Here is an 18,430-nt window from a genome sequence, read left to right as displayed (position 1 = left end):
CTCTAAAGAAAACAAGTAGGTTATAATGAATAACAGAACTATACATTGGAGGTTAACATATGTCAAATTTATTGCAAGGGAAAAATATAGTAGTCATGGGTGTTGCAAACGAGCGAAGCATTGCCTGGGGTATAACGAAATCGTTACATAACGCAGGTGCTAATTTAATTTTCACGAATAGACAGGAAAGATCCTATCAAAAACTGACCAAACTTCTTGAAAAAAATGATATCAAGGCAACATTAATTGTTTCCTGCGATGTTGCAAGTGATGAAAGCATTGATAAGGCTTTTGGTGAAATTAAAGAAAAAGTTGGCGTTATTCATGGACTTGTGCACGCTATTGCCTTTGCTAATCGTGATGAGTTAAAAGGAGAATATGCGGACACCTCTCGTGAAGGTTTCTTATTGGCGCAAGAGATTAGTGCATACTCACTCGTATCCGTAACAAGAGCTGCTAAGGAATTGATGACAGAAGGCGGAAGTGTCGTCACGCAAACATACTTGGGTGCTGAGCGCGTTATTAAAAATTACAACGTGATGGGTGTTGCAAAAGCATCTCTAGAGGCTAGTGTAAAGTATTTAGCAGAAGATGTAGGTAAGTACGGAATCCGTGTCAATGCAGTCTCCGCAGGCCCTATTCGCACACTATCAGCTAAAGGTGTATCTGGGTTCAATGAAAAAGCTGAAATTATTGAGGAAAAAGCTCCACTGCGTCAAAATGTCGACCAGGAGCAAGTTGGTGATACGACATTATTCTTTCTAAGTGAACTTTCTAGAGGTATAACCGGCGAAATACTACATGTAGATTCTGGTTATCATATTATTGGTGGTTAATTATAGAATAAGAGTAGAGACGTTTACCTGCATATCAAAGTAGTGAGCGTCTCTTTCTGTTTGAAGGGGGGATTCATATGCGAGAATGGTTCTTAAACCTAGAGGGGGAACCTTTTACTTGGTTTGGGACAAGTCATATCGCCATGCTGTTTATATACGTCATTGGTCTTATTATACTTTTACTCACTTATAAAAAAATAAAGGCTAATCGCTCCTTATACAATTCGACGAGGTGGACCCTTTTTGGTTTATTGGTTTTATCAGAAGCATCCTACCATATATGGGCGTCTATTAATGGGATATGGACGGCAGAATATTACATTCCACTGCATCTTTGTAGCATGGCAGGTATAACAGCAACTATTGCACTTGTTACTCATAACAAAAAATTAATTATTTTCACCTTTTTTATCGGATTGATCCCTGCAGTTATGGCACTGCTAACACCTGAACTACATTATGAATTCCCACACTTTCGTTTCTTGATGTTTTTCATTCAGCATATGGTTATATCATGGGTGAGTATCTTCCTTGTTATAACACGTTCGGTCGCGATCACTTTTAAATCTACTATGGAAGCATACGGTTATTTACTGCTATATGCTGCCATTACCGGATTGATTATTAATCCCGTATTGAATTCCAATTATCTATTTCTTTCCCATACTCCTACCGCTAGCACCCCGCTTGATTTTCTAGGCAGTGGGATATGGTATTACATCAATCTTTGTTTATTAGCCTTAGCTATGTTCATTGCTCTTTTTGGCCTGTATAAACTGATATGTAAAATAAGAAAATGCTAGCTAAATGAAAAGACACCTATATAGGTGTCTTTTCATCACATTACATTAAAGATAGCCTCTTTTACTTCGTCCACATCCACATTTATTTCTTCTAACAGGACTTACTTTTTCTTTCTTCTTAACGTTATCTCTTGTACTTTTCGGAACAACTGGCCACTCTCTCCCTCTTACGCTTCTAGGAGACTCTTGTCTTTTGTTTCTTTTACCACCTTTATCAGCAGGACTTACTTTTTTCCAAGACAATATCAACCACCTCCTTATTTGTTATTGTATTTTCACTCTGTATTAAGGAGACGGCTGATACAACAGTATTTAAGAATTCTGACAACAAGAGGATATAGTAAAACTCATTAGTGAGGGGGTTAACGATGTACAAATGTTTTCGGTGGGACGAGCATTTACGCGCAATCCCAGTCCAAAAACCACCCGTGTGCTAATTACGCGGATGGTTTTTCTTTATTCACCGGGTTAATCTATTGGTGTATTTCTATAAATTAAATTCTGTGGAGCTGTAATTCGCGGCCGATTCAAGAAATGTTTAAACGATGTAAAAGTGTTAGCGTTGCCTCTTTCCGCATTGCACGAGCGAAATACCTGACAATTACCCTATTTTACTAGCTTTAATTTTTCGAAGAATGAGTCATTTTTCTTTGAAAAAAAGATACTAAATAGGTCAAAAGAAAAATTATAATACTATACATGGATAAAACGATTAACCCTGTTGTATAAGAAAAGTTATAGTTATCTAATGTCACTGCTAATTCATTCGTAATTATTTCCGATACGGAGAAATAGTGAAATGGAATATAAGGAGCAAAAGCAGATAATGTAAATTGTCCACTCCACTGGATTCCAATAAAAATAGTAGCAATCGTTAATCCAACAGCCAGCAACGCCATTTTTGTTATAATAGAAAATAAGAACAGTAAAGAATAACAGAATAATAGAACCATAAAGGAGAGTACAGCGGAGTGAATCAGAAATACGCCCATTTCCATAAAGCTGTATGCCCATAAATTAACACTGGATAATCCCAACTTCCAAATCGGTCAAATATCGTACCTATCAATATAGCGAATAAGCTTGTGCCGAGGAGAACCAAAACAGTAGCAGCCAAGCCTGCGAATAATTTGCTTAGTAAAATTTTATATCGATGAATTGGCTGAGTTCTTAATAGGTGAATCGGGCCATTTCTCCCCAATCCTTCTTTCGTAACTGTATCGCCTAATAGTAAAAGGAAAAATACTGGACCAATGAGGCCAAATAGCATCTGGAAGAAATGATGCAGGAAATAAAGAGCTGAAGAGGAATACTTTGTACTTCGGTCTTTAACAAACTCCTCTACCCAAGAATGAACTCCAAAGTCAATATCATAAACCGTAATCCATGAATTAATGCCAAGTGGGAGAATAGGCTGAATATTTTTATCCCGCATCCACTCGGTATGTTCCAGACGTGTTTCTGATGTAAAAGATGTTGGAATGATGACGTATTATATTGTATGTTTGAAGATCGAACTCCAGATTCCTCATCAATTTTAATTTCCTGGTTCAAGACCGTGAACCAATCTTTATTCTGAAAAGCCTCCAATGTTGTTTTTTCTCTCGCAAGATATTCTTCGCTAAATTGAATTTCCTGTTCCAGTTGACTGTCCCCGTTTTCATCATCACTATTCAAATCCTTAAGTTCTTCGATATTTTCTTCTCGAATATGTACACTGCTTTCAATTTCAGTAATTAATTCATCAGCCCGAACGGTATTGATGTAAACAAATACATAATAACCCACAATAAACAAACAAAATAATAAAAGCATGATAAAGAAGAAAGTAGACTTAACTATTTTTTTCAGTTCAAATAAAAACATGTTTATCATAACAGTCCTCCATATGCTTCATTTTTGTTTCGTTATAAATGCATGTTTAATGAAAAGAGAACCCCATTAGACAAGGGTTCTCTTCAATTTCAGTAAAATCCTCTATACTTATGTCATTCATTGTCTGGACTTTTTGTCATTACACACGGACCTGAGCAATTCACAGTACCAGAATAGTAAGCAAGTATTTCCGTTCCAGTCGATTGCCAACGGTCTAAGCTAAGTGTTCCAGTCCATCCACCTACATTATAGTAATGCGTACTTGGCGGAACATCACGATCCGAATAAACTACGAGATAATTAGTTATCTGTTTGCTATATGAAGATACTGATTCTGAATCATTCGTACTCGTTGCGGCAGACGACAATGACGAGACTGAAGAAGACAATAAATCCACCAGACCACCTGAAATTTCTTTAGATGGAGGAAATATAAATATACCTACCAATAGGTATTCATATTGTTGGGATGAAAGTAATTGTTCTATAAATCCTAGAGACCCAGAAGAAGAAATAACATACGATCGGTCATTTAGAGTGAATTCAGGAAACGTTCTAACTTTTACCACACATGTAACCGGCGCGTATGTAGGTACACCAATTCCTCCCGACATAATTGAAGTAACTCAATTTCATAAAGGCAATGAATCAAAGGTTGATGTTACCAATAAACTGCTCCTGAGGAAGAGGGCACATATTTTTTTAATGTTCATGCAAAATGGGAGGAGGAAATACAAGGGCAAGCTTATTATGCGTTTAGGATGTCAGTGAGGAATGAATAAAATCTAAAACACCTTTACAGCATCAAAACGTGACGCCTTGCATTTGATTACTCTTTTATTCATATTCCCCAAGATGGCGACATAAATTTTCAATTCCTTTAGCTGCAACCTATCACAGGAAATTCTTGACTTGCTTGGCAGCGGAAACAGGCTAGAATATTATATCCAGCTTTGTTGAAGGAGCATCCTTTCTTCAAGCAAAAGAAAACCAGCCATGTGATTATCACACAACTGGTTTTTCATTATATAACAGTTTACTGCATGATTTCTCCAGGCTCAAAGTCCATTTCAGATATCTCTGCGATAATTTGTACAATATCCGTATTGTCTAATGTTCCGTTGAACTTCTCAGAACCTACTCCTTCAGCAAAAACAGGGACCATGTTACCGGTATGACCGCCAGTTTCACTATCTGCACGAACTTCTCTATCCATAAAAAAACAAGCATCTGATCCTATTATATGAGGATTAGATGCTTATTTTCACTAGAGCTTCCAAGCGGATTCGAACCGCTGACCCCCACCTTACCATGGTGGTGCTCTACCTGCTGAGCTATGGAAGCATATTTGAGAGCATTTCAACTCTACATACCACTTTTCTTTTGAAGCGGACAAGAATTATTGTAATGTAGTAACAGATAAAAGTCAAGGGGTTGGCTAGTGAAGTGTGTAAGGTGGTCTGTGGGGTAATTCTTTTGGAGTAAAATATGACCACTATATAATAGGAAGAAACTCGACCAGCCCACTCAGTTGAATTAAGTGATTAATTAATCAGCTCACAAAGGGTAATTGCAACAGAGAGATTCTGAGCAACCCTTTGAGCGAGCCATCTCATATAGCCACTATTAAAAGTAGCATAGAGCTAAATCATAAGATTATAAAATTCATTTTTAAACTCTTCTTTTTTATTAACATCCTCATTGTTATAAAAAGGTAAGCCAATTAAGTTATAATCTTTATTTTGGAAAATTGTTTTTACCTCGTAATCATTTTTAATTTCTTTTATAAACTCTTCTTTCCAAGCGTCTTTTTCTAAAAGATGACCACCTTTTGGCTCTATAAAGACTTGATATATTAACTGTTTTGTTTCACCTTTTTTAGCTAAAAATAATACGTAGTCGGGTTCAACAACTTTTCCATCAGAATATCTATATAACTTAAAATGTCTTTCATTTCGTAATAGATAAATCTCAGAGTATATTTTCTTTAGTTCTTCATATGCAGACTTCATAAACAAGACTAATTTTTTCTCCTCAGAAGTGCCAAAATCCTCTTTAAATGCGTACCATTCTTCTGCGTTCAAATCTAAATAATTTGAAGGAACTTTTGGATCCTTCATAGGAAAACCCTTTTCTCCATCTTCACCATCTGACAAGTTGAAATTTAAAACCTTATCTTTGAAAACATGTTTTATACCTTGAGCGGTAAATGTTTTGGAACCATATTTCTTATTTGAATCCTTAGTAATATCTTTTGAAATATCTTTTAAAATATGAGAAACAATGTTTAGCTTCTGTTCTGGATTTATACTTGTAAATTGCTTTTTCGTTCCAGTTAATTCAACTCTTAAATTTGAAAGGTATTCTTTTGAACTTATAAATTCGCTAATGGATTTTAAGTTAGAGTAATGAGTTTTTAAGTTAGTAAAATTATAAAAAGGATTTCGTTGTAATGCTTTCCTTATTATTGATCCTCCAAACCAACTTAGTATTTTCTCAGTTTTTTCAACTACCTCATAATCTTGGTCTAGGTCCTCTGGTCTTTCCTTTATTAGACTGTGCTCTGAGGTAAAACCAGTATTTAAAGAGAACTTAAAAGTCTTCTCTTTGATTTTATTTGCCAATCCAACAATTTCCGAGTTATTAATTGTTTTAAGTTCATTTACCCATATAACACCCAATTTATAAAAGTCGCTTTTCTTAAAATCTTCCTTTAGTATAAGATTTCTTTGAACAGTATTTGAAGGCTTAATACCAATCGTATCAAGTGCTTTATTCAATTCTTGTATATACCGTGGGTTATGTGAGCTATGATAATAAAGCTCTTCACATACTCTAAGTGGATTTTCTAAATCATCATCATATTTTCGATTATATAAAGGCTGTGATCTATCTAATTGAAATGGAAAATATCTTGCTCCTCTACCAATTAACTGAGCTTCAGCCATTGTTGTTTTCCCAACTTGTCCATTTCTTGAGTCACGAGTATCATAAAGTCTTACTATATCAAAGAGGTTTAAGACATCCCAACCCTCATTTAAAGAGTCTACTGCAAACACAGCACGAATTTGATTATTATTATCCTCTAATGAGTTGATTATGATTTGATTTCTTTTGTTTTCTTGAGAACTATCAACAGAAATACATTTATCTTCAGAGAAAGCCAATTTCAGCTGCATAACGAGATTTTCAAGAGTTGTTCCACTTTGTTCAAAATAATCAAATGCTTTCTTTATAATAGAATCTTCTTCAGAGTTTTCTCTAATTCCCTGCAAATCAGCCGCGTTTAGATTATCAATTTTTTTAATAAACTCCTCTTTAAACTCTGAAGAAACAACTGTGTTTTCGTCTAGTCTTTTAGGTGGGTTGATATAATTCGCTTTAAACATAACAACTGGTTTAATTATTTTGTTATGGTCAGCAAATAACTTATATCTATACTGACTTAAAACTATTGCTTGCAAAGCTCTTTCTATTGTAGGCAAGTTTGCTTGAAGAACCTTAACTTCTTTTGAGAATTTATGTACATAAAATTTTTTCAAGTTGTAATCATAAATCAGCTTATTTTTATATTTATTTGCAATAACTTCCTCAGTTAATTCAGCTGTGGCTGTGAACTCTAAAAGTAAATTTTCTTTATTTGACGAAAAGATTCTGTTTACCGTAGATTCCCAGCTTAACAACTCCCTAAATTCGTTTTGATTAAGCTTCTTTTTCTTTAGTGCTTTTGTTTCAGCGTTTAAATGGTGAGCTTCATCTGATAGCATAACTATTTTTTGGTCAATAAAATCTTCATAAGTTATAGAATTTTCTTTAGGGTTATTCATTCTGTGATGTAATCCTTGTGTAGTGGTGAAATGAATATTTATTTCATTCTCATTAACACCTTGGAAATTGTCCACCTCGTTAACAGTAACAAATCTGTTTCCGATTTTTATACGACTATTGAAGAGATATTTATTAGATTCCTCATTTAAGAAATTTGTTCTTGTCTTCTCTATAATATTTGTACTATTAACAAAGAAAATGAAATTCCTATAACCTAGCTCGTACAAATATAAAATAGAGCCAGCCATTACAAGCGTTTTTCCACTTCCAGTAGCCATTTGAAATAGCAATTGAGAAGGCTTTTCTCTTTCATTGTATTTTTCCATATAAAAGATAAATCGCGAAAAAGCTTCTTTTTGATATTCTCTCAACTCAAAATCAGGGTTTATGTTTTCAAGAATAGAGTCTGGTATTTCTTTAGGAAGCATGTCCATCTTTTTTAATGAATTTAGATTATTTAATAACTCAAATTGCTCATTACTCATTTCTAAACTCCTAACTGACCTTATATTTATCAGTCCTTTAATGAATAGAATTTTTCATTTAGTATCTTATCTTCCTCACTAACCTCAAAATCCTCATCTTCAATTTCTGAATAACTTAAATTCAAAAGGTTTTTATCAAGAACTTCTATTAAAAATTTCTTTTTGTCATCAAATGAAAGTTCTTGAAAATCATTTTTACTCTCGTCAATATCTTTTAGGTTAATTTTATAGCTTAAGAAAGCTTCATCTTGCATTTTGTGCCATATATCTATTAAATCATTTTCTTGTTTAGTTTCCATAACTTTATCTATCCAGAGCTGGTTCAGTTTGCTTAATTCACAATAAATAAAAGAAGCTCCACCGTTCCAATTAAACTCTTCTGAAACACCACCTTGTTCTCCTTCAACAACCTTTTGCAATCTTTTAATTGTAATATCTTCTATATAATCTAACTGTTCTATCGCAATATATTGTCGTTTTAATTTGTGAGCAACAGCTGCTGTGGTTCCACTACCAACAAAGAAGTCCATAACGAGGTCTCCCTCTTCAGAAGCTAAAGTTATAAGCGTTTGTAATAGTTGCTCTGGTTTAGGGTGTTTGAAAGCTTTATCGTCATTAAATAATGCTTCTATTTCATCTTTTGCTGTTTTATTTGTTCCTACATTGTCTAATATTGAACGTAGAACTTTTCCCTCTTCTGGTTCGTAGACTCTATGGTGAACTGTCCAACCATTACGAGTCTTAGTAATCCTAACTAAACCTTTCTCAAGTTCCTCTAAAATAGTTTTCTTTGATTTTTGCGAGTTTATAGTAATTTTAGTACCATCTGGACAATCAAGCTCAACAGCAATTGGACTTTGTAGACCACCTCTTGAAAGAGTATCCCAGTAATATCTTCGACCATTATCTTTGTCTACTTCTTTATATCTTTCTAAGTATTCTGGAGTATATGGAACCCTCCATTTTTTCTTGTGAACATCTTTACTTTTGTTTTTAGCATAAACCAAAATATAATCATGGTCTAAAGCAAGGTAAGTTGAATCATTACCTCCACCTTTTCTTTTTTTCCAAATAAGGTCACCAACAAAATTTTCCCTATCAAAGATTTCATCACATAGAACTTTCAAATATGCATGTTCTATTTCGTCAGTATTTATAAATAAGACTCCATCTGGACTTAATAGTTTTTTTGCTATTTCAAGTCTGTTTTTCATGAATGTCAGCCATGTAGAATGAGTAAAGGTATCATTGTACATGAAAGTATCATTCTCCGTATTGTATGGTGGGTCAATGTAAATAACTTTAACTTTCCCCGCATAAACTTCCTTTAAAGAATGTAAAGCTATTAAATTATTTCCTTTTATAAATAAGTTATCGTTAATTGAAATGTTTTCGACCTTATGAATACCATTTTCATCATATCTTTTAAAATTTGTTAATACTTTTGGTGCTAAAATTTGATCAATTTGGTCCGGTGCAAGAAGCTCATTCCAAAAAATTTCATTTCTTTTTGCTTCCTCTTCCGCTTGTCCACCTTCAAGTACACAATCTTTATGAGGAAATACTAATGAAACATTCTTAGACTGTGAAATAAATTGATTTTCTGTGTTAATTAAACCTATTTTATTTTTGTAGGAAGTATAACTATCTGGAAGGAAGGACTTATTAGTAATAAAGCGTTGAAATTTCACTTTATCAAACACAAGAACATTACCAACTTCTTGGAAAAAGTGTTTTTTTAGTCCCTCATGATCCATTAACAATTTTAAGAAAGCTGAATCTAGGTTTAATGCTAAATCCTCAATCTTTGCTTTATTTATATATCCATCAATTACTAATCGTTCATCATTTCTTATTACTTGAATAAAGTCATTCAATAGATTTTGCATAACTACTCTCCTTTAAAAAACATTCACCTTAATACTAAAGATAACATAAAAACATGTTTAATTTTTACAATACATTAATTTAACTATAAAAAAAGAGCCAGTTCAATAGCCATCTCTCTCAGTGTTCCTTTGTTATTGCTCTCCTCTTAGAGCTTTATTAGCCATAGCTTTACTTCTCTTGGATTATCCACCCTTTATTGGTCCCCTCATAAGGTCCTCAACATTGACAGTCTTTTCATTTCTTAGTGTTTTAGCTTCTCCACGCTCTAAGACAATAGCCAACTCACAACTTTTCTCTTGTAATAGCTCATCAATAGCTTGTTTTACCTCTGGAGAGCTTAGCTTGTATCCGTCCTTAAGCTCAATCATCAGTTTGAGTCAAACTCATAGCTTTTAAACAATAAAACCACCTCATAAATTTAATGAAGAAGGCATCAGAGGGGAAAGCTCCAGCTGTTAGCTTTCTGCGCTCTCCCCATTCCAGTTCTATCCTTCTTGTATTGTTACCACCTCAAATAAGCTCCAGAGGGAGCCTAGTGAGCCAGCTATTGATTGTTGTTCATGTTACTAAGTAATAAAGCAATATCAGACTGGCTTGTATTATCTTTGTTTTCTTTGCTGTCTTTAAACTTTTTATTAAGTCCTAGCGACTCAGAGAATCGAATCATTTTTACCTCAAAATCGTTATAGCTCTGAGTTTCACTTAAGAAGTCCACTGAGTCTTTACGTGCTTGCTTGAGAAAGTTTATTATAAATCTATCCAGTAAGGTTAAATTAATAGGGTCTGTATCTGTTTCAAAGTTCTCGAAAAACCAGTCAATAGTAGCATTATAAAACCCTACTTCTTCTTTGGTTAAATTATCCTTGAAATTCTTTGAGTATGCCCCATGAATCAAACTGTTTTTATTACTTAAATTAGCCATAGCTTTTTTTCTCCCCTCCTCGGTTGTTTGTCCTTTTGAGTTGCCCCCATGAATCTGGCAACGTCCATTATCACTTATTGGCTTTCTCATACAAACCTTGTCATTACCCATTACAGCACCACAAACAGTATGCTGTTTCTTGAGTTGCTTTTTTAGTTTTTTAAGCTCCTCCTCATTACCCTCACCCTTTGCCTTCTCAGCTTGTTTAATCACTTCTGTTAACCCTGGGGTTTCTTTGAAGGGTCGCCCTCCTTTGTTTCCTTTTACCAATATAAGCACCCCCTTATTTTTTCATTAAAAAAAGCCTACAATTAGTAAGCTGTTTTGTTACCCCCATGTTAGTGGGTCGTTTCCAAACTTTTTAGCGTGCTCATTGTAAGACTCCTCAAAGTCTTGTTTTTCCTTGAGCTCTTTTAATCCTTTAGAGCTTTCCAGCTTATCCAGCTTGGGGCTTAGCTCCTTAAGTTTCTCTGAGCCAGTCAGCTTATTAAATTCCTTTTCTTTTTCCTTATTCTTTCTAAGAGCCAGCTCAATATTTCGCATTTGAACAGCTATATTAATTAGCTCTGAGTGTGACTCTTTTTCTTTCGCTTCTTTCCTAGCCTTCTCCAGCTTCTTTAGAATACCTTGAAGCTCGTTCACATCAGAGACACTCAAAGACTCCATACTATCCAGAGCCTTGCTTATTAATTGGTCTAGTCTCTTGCCTTCTGCTTTTGTTATTGCCATAATCTCTCCACCTCCATTTTTAATTAAACTATTACCATTTCTTGAGCACTGAGCTCACTTTGTAACTCCATGAGCTTCCCTAGTGAATAACACTCTATAAAAGACCTCTCAAAGCTCTCCAAGTTCTCCAGAGTGTGCTTTAATAGTCTCATTGAGCCAGTCTCCTCATAATGCTTTGAAGCTGTATCATAAGTGCTTAATAAGTCCTTATAATTAGTTTTTATATTGCTCACCTCAGCACCTCCATAATAAAAAGACCTCTGAGCTGGCTTTCTGGTCTTTTGCAAGAATCCAGCCAGCTCCAAGAGCCCCCTTACTTTGCTTCTTTCTTGTTACTGCAACTATTGAGCTTGCAATCTATTTCTATTTGTCTCAGCGTGAGCTCCATCATGCTCCTTCTGAATTGGCTCTCATGCTCTAGCCATTCACGTTGTTCCTCAATGCTTATAAGTGGCTTCTCTCTCCCTAGTTTCAATGCTCCTCCCTCCCAAGTTTTAATTTATTTCAAGGGGAGTCAAGCTCCCCCCCGGCTGTTATTATTCTGTAATTTTTCTTAGCTGTTCCATTACTTGCTCAACCTTCTTAAGAGCTTCCTTGTCAGCTTGCACTTTTTTGGTTTCCCATAGCTCTTTTAATGGCTTTTCTGCTGGGTCTGTGGGCGAAAAGTAACCAGCTTCAACCCCTGCTTTGTAAAGTAACCCTTTTGGTTTATATCCTTCTGCCGAGTTACTTGCTGGAGCAATCTCTGGGAGCTCATATCTAACAAAGTAATCGAGCTTCTTTTCTAGCTCATTGGCTATCTTAAATTCCCTATAGCTGTCTATATCACTATTAGCAATCTCCTCAAGTTCTTCCTTATTCTTTTCAGCGTTAAGAGCTCCAAGCTTTTCCCCTATCTTTTCAGCTTTCTTTGTAAGCTCTTGTTGTTCCTTTTGGGTCTGCTGGAGTCCCTTTTTAAACTTACTAACTTTGCTTTCAGCTGTCTTTGTACCTTCCAGCATGGCTTCTGTCTCAGCCATTTGAATAGCGTTATTAATTTTGGTTGCTTTAGTTTGTAAGCTCTGGTCTTCCTTTTGAAGTGCGTCTCTCTCTTGCATTAATTTTGTGCGTTCGTTTTCTCTTGTAAATAGTCCCATTTTATAATCACTCTCCATTAGTTTTTTTGTAACTCAAATAAGCTTCCTCAGTTAAGAGCAAGCGTGTTTCATTTTGGTTTTTATCACCAGTTATTTCTTGGAAGCTTTGTTCATTTCATCAATTCCTTGCACTAATTGAATATAATCATTTAACTCCATTCCATTGGCTTGAGCTAAATAATTAAGTGTATCTTTGAGCTGGTCAAAATCAATAAGCCCCCTTGAGCGTTCACTATACATAAACTCTAATAAGCCCATATCCCCTTTTGATCGGTTTACCTCCTCAGAAACTAAAATCAAGTTTCCTTTAATGCTTCCTAATCCAAATTTATTTGACAGTGGAATGAAGTGGTCAACTTGTAGGTTATCAACCTTTTCTTTGCTTATCATGCAATACCCACCAGAGACCTCTTTAAGTTCCTCATAGTCCTTAAGAGAATAGTTATCTGGAGCGTTGAGTTTAACTGCTCTTTCCCTATTTTTGTAAACCTTCCTTCTATCCTTAATTGAGTCCATATATTGCTTTTGTTTCTCCTTCCAGCACTCTTTACAATCTGGTCTAGTTGTTCCAACTGAATATTTTGGAAAGCCCTCAATTAGTTTTAACTCTCTGCAAGTACGACACTCTTTCTGTATAACCACACCATTTTTTAATAACTCGAATTGCTTTACTCTTGTTTCTTTAACTTCGTATTTCATAATTTATTTCACTCTCCCTTTTGCCTTCTGAGAGCCTTTTGTTCCCCTCAGTGTTTCCTTTTCAGTAACTTATTTCAAGCTCTTTTGTTACCAGTCACGCTTTTTGTTTAACTCATTCTCTATAATGTCAGTTACGTCCTCAAGAGTTACCTTTTTCAGTTGTCTGCTCACTAACTTAGGGTGTAAAATAATAGCTGTTCTCCAAGTCTTTACACCAGTCAATAAGCCATTTCTCATCATACTTGGAATAAGTCTTTTTACAGTTGGTAAGCTTAAGCCAGTAATTTCAGCTATTCGCTCTCTATTCAATAGCTCAATATCATTAAGCTCCAACTCATGGGGGTTGTTACATACCACATAAGCTCTAGTGTTAAAGTGTGGGAGTAAATTCATGAATAATCCCAGCTCTTGAAGCTTGCCCTTTCTTATGACCTCTCTTAGTTGAACAATAAACACCCTCGAAAAGAAGCCCTCTCCAGTCGCTTTTCCTCTTGTTGCCAGTTGTGTATTAATTGAGTAGTGGGTCGTTTTTCCACTCTTATGAGCTGTAATATATCCAAGGTTTACCAACTCAGTAACGTTTCTTTTAGTGCTATCGTATCCCTTGTTAATTAGCTTAGAGAAATCTTTTAAACTCAATCGCTTGCTATTAAAATATAGATAGCCACTTGAGCCCTCCTCCATATAAGCAAACATACTAAGAAGCGTCCCAGCTTGAGTTAAAGTCAATGTATTTACCACCATTGAGCACCCCTTATCATTTATTTGTGTGAAATACCTTTTATCTGAATCAATAAGCTTGTTTCTTTTCTTGTAAGCTTGCCTTCTTTCAACTTCTACTGGTGTTATTACTGTTCCACCTTGCTCAGTTATCTCTCTGACTGTTAAATCGTAAAACCCCTCATTCATTTCCCTTCCTCCTGCTCCTCAGAGGAGCTTTGCAAGTTGTCTTCTCATTACTTTACTTTTACAATGCTTACTATTTTGCTTATATCCTCCACTTGTAGTTCATTAGAAATTCTCTCAATCCATTGGGGGCTCATTCCCCTAGCGTTAACTAGTCTGCTTATCGCGGGGGGGCTTACGTTTAATTTATCAGCTAGTTGGTACTGAGATACCCCTTTGGAGTCTAACAAGCTGTGTAGGTTGTTTCTTAACATATACATGGGTTTTAACCTCCTTATTAGTTGTTTAATTTTGTTATCTAACCCCCAATAAAGTAGCCAGCTGTTAAGCTAGCTCAAGGGAGATATTCTTACATCAAAATAAAATATAACGGAAGAAATGATTATTAGGTGAGTTAGTTGGCTCGCTCGCTCCCTTGGAGGTCGTGGCAAGCTCAATCACTTAGCTTCAAACTTAGGAGAGAGAAGCATGATTTATTAGAGCCATTATTTTGATAGCTGGCTTGGGGCTATAAAGGTAATAAACAGGATAAGAGAAAACCTAGAGAAATAGGGAGTTGCTATAAAACAAGTGCTGATTATTTTCCTTTTATTTGTCCCTCTACTAAACATTATTAGGAAAGCGTGTACTAAAAACGCTCATTTTGGCTATTTCAGGGGTAGTTAAAACGCTGTAACCCTTGGGGCTCTAAGTATTTAACAATTTTAATTTTATTTTTCTATCTCCCTTTTATTCTAGTTGTCTTACTTTTTGTCCCTCTACTAAACATTATCAGCCAAGTGTTTAGTGGGTTGGCTCTTTTGGCTTTCAGCTATATGTAAAAATTCATACCCTTTTCATGGGGAAAGTTATATTATGAAGCTCAGAGTGGGGATCATGAGTGTCTTTGGGTTATAGCAAGGGAGTTTTACCTTGAAGGATTAAAAACGCTGAGAGGACTCTTTAAATGCTTCTAATGGGTTGCTGGCTCATAGGGGACTTTAATGGCGTGCAACTTTTATAATTATGGCTGGGTATGTATCGAATAGTACCCCCACCAGTTATAAATATTGACTTTGAAACCGAGGGTATTAAAAGCAGGTTAAACCCTTGTCATGACTGGCTTTATCCTGCTTTTAAGGTAAAATGATTATCTTGTTCTTGTCTACGACAAAAACGCCAAGCTCATAGGGTTATTAGTGAAAGCACTTGAGGGGGAGCTATCCCAGTATCAAATATGCACTTGATGAGCCTTCCCAGTATCAAATATGCACTTGAATAAAAGGGGGTTAACGCTTAGAGCCCCAAGGGTTTGACACCTACTGTCTCACTTGAGTCTTATTACACTATTGTAAAACTGGCTCAAGGGGTTGCTAGTGGGAGCACTTGAGGGGGGAGCTATTGGCTTAACTCTTATTGTCCACCTCATATAATGCTATTAATAATTATTTATGTCGCTATTAGTTTAATTCTTTAGTTACTTCTTTAGTGGTAGTTATGTTTTATATATCTTTATATTGAGGTGGTACTACTATTTTTTAACTCTTTGGTTATTCTCTTTAGTTACTTTCTTTTTATTATTTATATCTTTTATGTAGCTCAATTCTTTAGTTTAACTCATCAGTGTACTGTTAAAGCGTTAATCACTTAACAATACTAAGAAAGTGTGTAGTGAAATAGCATAAAAAAGCATTAATGATACAGTTAAACTACTGGTATAACAACAAATAAAAATATTTTACACTCTCAATAGTAAACTTCTATTTTTAATAAATAAAATATAGTTTTATCCTTGAGCTGGTTTCTTTTGTGCACTATGAAGTGGAGCTTTTGAGTGCACTCACTAGGGGAGCTGTGAGGTGTTAACTATTCGCTGGTGTTATGCGGTTTAAACTCTCCAGTGAGTTCTCTGGGTGGCTATGAGTTGGCTTAATTATAGGGCTCTCCAGCGTACTCAAGAGAATACTCTCCAGAGAGTAATTAATTTAACCAAAATATTTAATAAAAAAATTATTCCCCCTCATGTTTTCTGTAAATGTCTAAGTGTGTGTGTGAGCTCCCCCCCCACCCCTTATAATTCTTGAGTTGTTCCCATTAGCTCCCACTCTCTCCAGCCTTTGAGCCAGTTCCTTAGAGCCCTCTCAAGCGTTTCCTTATCATGCAATACAAGCCACAAAGAACAACCAGACAGCACCTCACCAGCCCCCTTCTATGAGCTCTAGTGGTGTGCTGTCTGGTGTTTCCTCATGGTGACTTATCAGCTTACTCCTTGGCTGTTCCCTCTTGTATCTTATGAGCTGGCTGTATCAGTAAGGGCTTATAACATTAAGATGGAGAGGTAAACTATCAAGAGTGGCTTATATGAACTTCTATGGCTATTGTCTGTTATGAGTTCTCTAGTATCTTATGAGTTGGCTCATAGACCTCCAAAGGAGGGAACTCTCTGGTGAGTCCTCTAATATTCGACTGATAAGGAAAGCTCTCAGCGTGTTTTATATGGCTTTCTATGAGGTGTATCTCCTCAGTCAAGCATATAAAGAAATGAGGTGGATACCACAATAAGCCCATAGAGGGCTCTCACAGTGATACTTACGATTTACCACACAAATACATTAGCAGTAAGGTATAAGCTCTTGATCGTGCTCATATGTACTCCTAGAGGTATGCTTAATTAGTTTCACTTTCGAGGAGTTACTCATGCCATGAGGTGGTTGTAAGTCGGTCTTATCAATCGCACTTATGAGCTAGCTTATCAATAGACCCCTTCCCTATGAAGAAAGTGGTTTACTAAATGGCTCTAAATCAAGGCTTACTCTCCATTGAGTGCTGGGAAGTGGTCTCCAGAGGGTGGAAAGTATGAGAAAAGTGGTCTCTTAAGAGCTTACTCAGTGAGTGGCTTATCAGAGTTATATAAATTTCTGGTGAGGTGGCTTATTGGTGTCCTCTTAGGGGTCTGGCGAGTGCCCTTATAAGTGTCAAGCTATTTAACTTTACAGAGTAAAACTGTTGGGGTGTATGGCGTTATAAGTGTAAAGTAATATACCTTTACACATTGTTCAAAGTATTTATTACTCAAAAGGGAGTCTGTCGGGGTGGAGGTTTTACCGTTAGTATGCTAGGGAGTAAACCAACAGCCACCCCATCAAGTTAAACCATTAGAGCCCTCTAATAGTACGCTGGAGAGCTCTCTGGTGAGTGTCCCTTATCCGTTCCAGCTCATAACTCTCCCAGTGAGTTCCCTTACAAGCTCAATCAAACAAGCACCAGCTCACAAATTACACCCTTTTTATTTACCTTCTTTTTTTACTTACATACTGGGTTAACATTCTTGGACTCACATAAGCCCTCAGAGTGTACTTTATAGCGTGCTCATTAGCCTGCTCGATTAAATACCACCCTAGCACTCATTATAAGCATATGCCAGGTTAAGCCAGCTCAAGGGCTTACACCTCATTTCTTATTGTGCTTGATTGATGGGATAATTACTTACAGTAATTCTAATGAGTGTGGCGTTTGGTCTTTTAATATATAATAAAGAGGATAACATAAGATTTGTTGAATTATAATAGAGAGAGAATATGGAGGGGAAAAGTATGGCTAGGAGTCAAATATTAATTGACTTAGTAAATAGTGATAATAACATTGAGAGTGTACTTATGAGAATGAAGGTTATTTTATTCGATTTAAATAACACTGAAATTAATAAATGGATTGATAGTGAAATTGAGGGATATGAAAAAGAGGAAGACGTACCACGATATAGAATTCTTACAGGTCAACCATATGGAGATTATAATTATTCAAGTAATTATGTAATACACACATATAAAGATTGTGTGATTCCTGTCAGCTCTGTCGAGTTTTCTGTAAATGAAAATATCCGAAAAATATATCTAACAGATAGTTTGTTGGGAATAACAAATTTATTAGAAACCAAGAGTACAATTGAAAATATCGTACCAACTGTGTATTATAAAAGCATTCTCACACAAGAAATTGAGATTCTAAAAATGAGTTATAAAGTTAACATAAACCAAGTTTATAGCATATTAGCAAACATAAAAAGTAAACTAACCAGTATTATTTTAACGATAGAAAAAGACTATGGAAATTTAGATTCTCTTGATGTTTTCTCTGAGGAAACTAACACTGAAAATATTGAGCAAAACATTATTAATATTATTTATGACCAATCTATTGAAATTGGAGACAATAACAACATAAAGTCTAGTGAGGTTGGAAATCGTGGTGAGTAATGATGAGTATTAAAATCGGGGATAAAAATAAGATAAAAAACTCAGTAATTGGAAACAATAATAGTCAACCTCCAAAGGGAAACTTT

20 protein-coding genes and 1 tRNA gene are annotated in these 18,430 nt (G+C 35.5%); 3 read left to right on the top strand and 18 right to left on the bottom strand.

All coding sequences use genetic code 11. The features are described 5' to 3' along the window. Positions 1–59: 59 nt before the first annotated feature. Positions 60–836 carry an enoyl-ACP reductase FabI gene (gene fabI, locus OLD84_RS01900; RefSeq protein ID WP_209463158.1) on the top strand — a complete coding sequence of 259 codons (777 nt, stop codon included), beginning with the start codon at positions 60–62 and terminating at the stop codon, positions 834–836. Positions 837–913: 77 nt separating this feature from the next. Continuing rightward, positions 914–1,639: a YwaF family protein gene (locus tag OLD84_RS01895; RefSeq protein ID WP_209463159.1), complete on the top strand. Its 726-nt coding sequence runs from the start codon at positions 914–916 to the stop codon at positions 1,637–1,639. Positions 1,640–1,684: 45 nt separating this feature from the next. On the opposite strand, the gene OLD84_RS01890 is transcribed toward OLD84_RS01895, so the two are convergent. The 18 genes from OLD84_RS01890 to OLD84_RS19410 form a co-directional block, all read right to left on the bottom strand. Then, on the bottom strand, positions 1,685–1,882 hold the full coding sequence (locus tag OLD84_RS01890; protein ID WP_209463160.1) for a hypothetical protein: 198 nt from the start codon (positions 1,880–1,882) through the stop codon (positions 1,685–1,687). Positions 1,883–2,259: 377 nt separating this feature from the next. Next, entirely contained in the window at positions 2,260–2,637 is a 378-nt protein-coding gene (locus OLD84_RS01885; protein ID WP_209463161.1) for a hypothetical protein, read from the bottom strand. After that, positions 2,616–3,074: an ABC transporter permease gene (locus tag OLD84_RS19415; protein ID WP_209463162.1), complete on the bottom strand. Its 459-nt coding sequence runs from the start codon at positions 3,072–3,074 to the stop codon at positions 2,616–2,618. The genes OLD84_RS01885 and OLD84_RS19415 overlap by 22 nt, the downstream gene beginning before the upstream one ends. Beyond that, positions 2,981–3,514 (bottom strand): hypothetical protein, encoded by a 534-nt coding sequence (locus tag OLD84_RS01880; RefSeq protein ID WP_209463163.1) that lies wholly within the window; start codon positions 3,512–3,514, stop codon positions 2,981–2,983. Before OLD84_RS01880 ends, OLD84_RS19415 begins: the two co-directional genes overlap by 94 nt. 113 nt (positions 3,515–3,627) lie before the next feature. Further along, complete coding sequence (locus OLD84_RS01875; protein ID WP_209463164.1) at positions 3,628–4,128, bottom strand: hypothetical protein; 501 nt, start codon at positions 4,126–4,128, stop codon at positions 3,628–3,630. 422 nt (positions 4,129–4,550) lie between these two features. Beyond that, on the bottom strand, positions 4,551–4,730 hold the full coding sequence (locus OLD84_RS01870; protein ID WP_209463165.1) for an alkaline phosphatase: 180 nt from the start codon (positions 4,728–4,730) through the stop codon (positions 4,551–4,553). A 55-nt stretch (positions 4,731–4,785) separates the two neighbouring features. Beyond that, positions 4,786–4,858 (bottom strand) — tRNA-Thr (locus OLD84_RS01865). Positions 4,859–5,157: 299 nt separating this feature from the next. After that, a complete protein-coding gene (locus tag OLD84_RS01860; protein ID WP_209463166.1) occupies positions 5,158–7,827 on the bottom strand; it encodes a DEAD/DEAH box helicase family protein in 2,670 nt (889 codons plus the stop codon). A gap of 29 nt (positions 7,828–7,856) precedes the next feature. Next, positions 7,857–9,716 (bottom strand): DNA methyltransferase, encoded by a 1,860-nt coding sequence (locus tag OLD84_RS01855; RefSeq protein ID WP_209463167.1) that lies wholly within the window; start codon positions 9,714–9,716, stop codon positions 7,857–7,859. A 183-nt stretch (positions 9,717–9,899) separates the two neighbouring features. Further along, on the bottom strand, positions 9,900–10,085 hold the full coding sequence (locus OLD84_RS01850) for a hypothetical protein (protein WP_209463168.1): 186 nt from the start codon (positions 10,083–10,085) through the stop codon (positions 9,900–9,902). A gap of 176 nt (positions 10,086–10,261) precedes the next feature. Next, entirely contained in the window at positions 10,262–10,909 is a 648-nt protein-coding gene (locus OLD84_RS01845; RefSeq protein WP_245301564.1) for an HGGxSTG domain-containing protein, read from the bottom strand. Positions 10,910–10,966: 57 nt separating this feature from the next. Further along, positions 10,967–11,368, bottom strand: a complete 402-nt coding sequence (locus OLD84_RS01840; RefSeq protein ID WP_209463169.1) for a hypothetical protein — start codon at positions 11,366–11,368, stop codon at positions 10,967–10,969. A 23-nt stretch (positions 11,369–11,391) separates the two neighbouring features. Then, positions 11,392–11,673 carry a hypothetical protein gene (locus OLD84_RS01835; RefSeq protein ID WP_245301565.1) on the bottom strand — a complete coding sequence of 94 codons (282 nt, stop codon included), beginning with the start codon at positions 11,671–11,673 and terminating at the stop codon, positions 11,392–11,394. Between the two features lie 8 nt (positions 11,674–11,681). After that, positions 11,682–11,843, bottom strand: a complete 162-nt coding sequence (locus tag OLD84_RS01830) for a hypothetical protein (RefSeq protein WP_209463170.1) — start codon at positions 11,841–11,843, stop codon at positions 11,682–11,684. A gap of 61 nt (positions 11,844–11,904) precedes the next feature. After that, on the bottom strand, positions 11,905–12,504 hold the full coding sequence (locus tag OLD84_RS01825; RefSeq protein ID WP_209463171.1) for a hypothetical protein: 600 nt from the start codon (positions 12,502–12,504) through the stop codon (positions 11,905–11,907). A gap of 90 nt (positions 12,505–12,594) precedes the next feature. After that, on the bottom strand, positions 12,595–13,203 hold the full coding sequence (locus OLD84_RS01820) for an HNH endonuclease domain-containing protein (protein WP_209463172.1): 609 nt from the start codon (positions 13,201–13,203) through the stop codon (positions 12,595–12,597). 87 nt (positions 13,204–13,290) lie between these two features. Then, the gene (locus tag OLD84_RS01815) at positions 13,291–14,112 is read right to left on the bottom strand and encodes a hypothetical protein (protein ID WP_209463173.1); all 822 of its coding nucleotides are present in this window, start codon (positions 14,110–14,112) and stop codon (positions 13,291–13,293) included. Positions 14,113–14,159: 47 nt separating this feature from the next. Further along, entirely contained in the window at positions 14,160–14,363 is a 204-nt protein-coding gene (locus OLD84_RS19410) for a helix-turn-helix domain-containing protein (RefSeq protein ID WP_406724840.1), read from the bottom strand. A gap of 3,318 nt (positions 14,364–17,681) precedes the next feature. On the opposite strand from OLD84_RS19410, the gene OLD84_RS01810 reads away from it, so the two are divergent. Beyond that, on the top strand, positions 17,682–18,344 hold the full coding sequence (locus OLD84_RS01810; RefSeq protein WP_209463175.1) for an AbiTii domain-containing protein: 663 nt from the start codon (positions 17,682–17,684) through the stop codon (positions 18,342–18,344). Positions 18,345–18,430 lie beyond the last annotated feature (86 nt).

This window comes from Virgibacillus natechei, assembly GCF_026013645.1.
Lineage (GTDB): Bacteria > Bacillota > Bacilli > Bacillales > Amphibacillaceae > Virgibacillus_L > Virgibacillus_L natechei.
The sequence above is the reverse complement of the archived record's forward strand: the minus strand, read 5'-3'. Positions and strand labels throughout refer to the sequence as shown.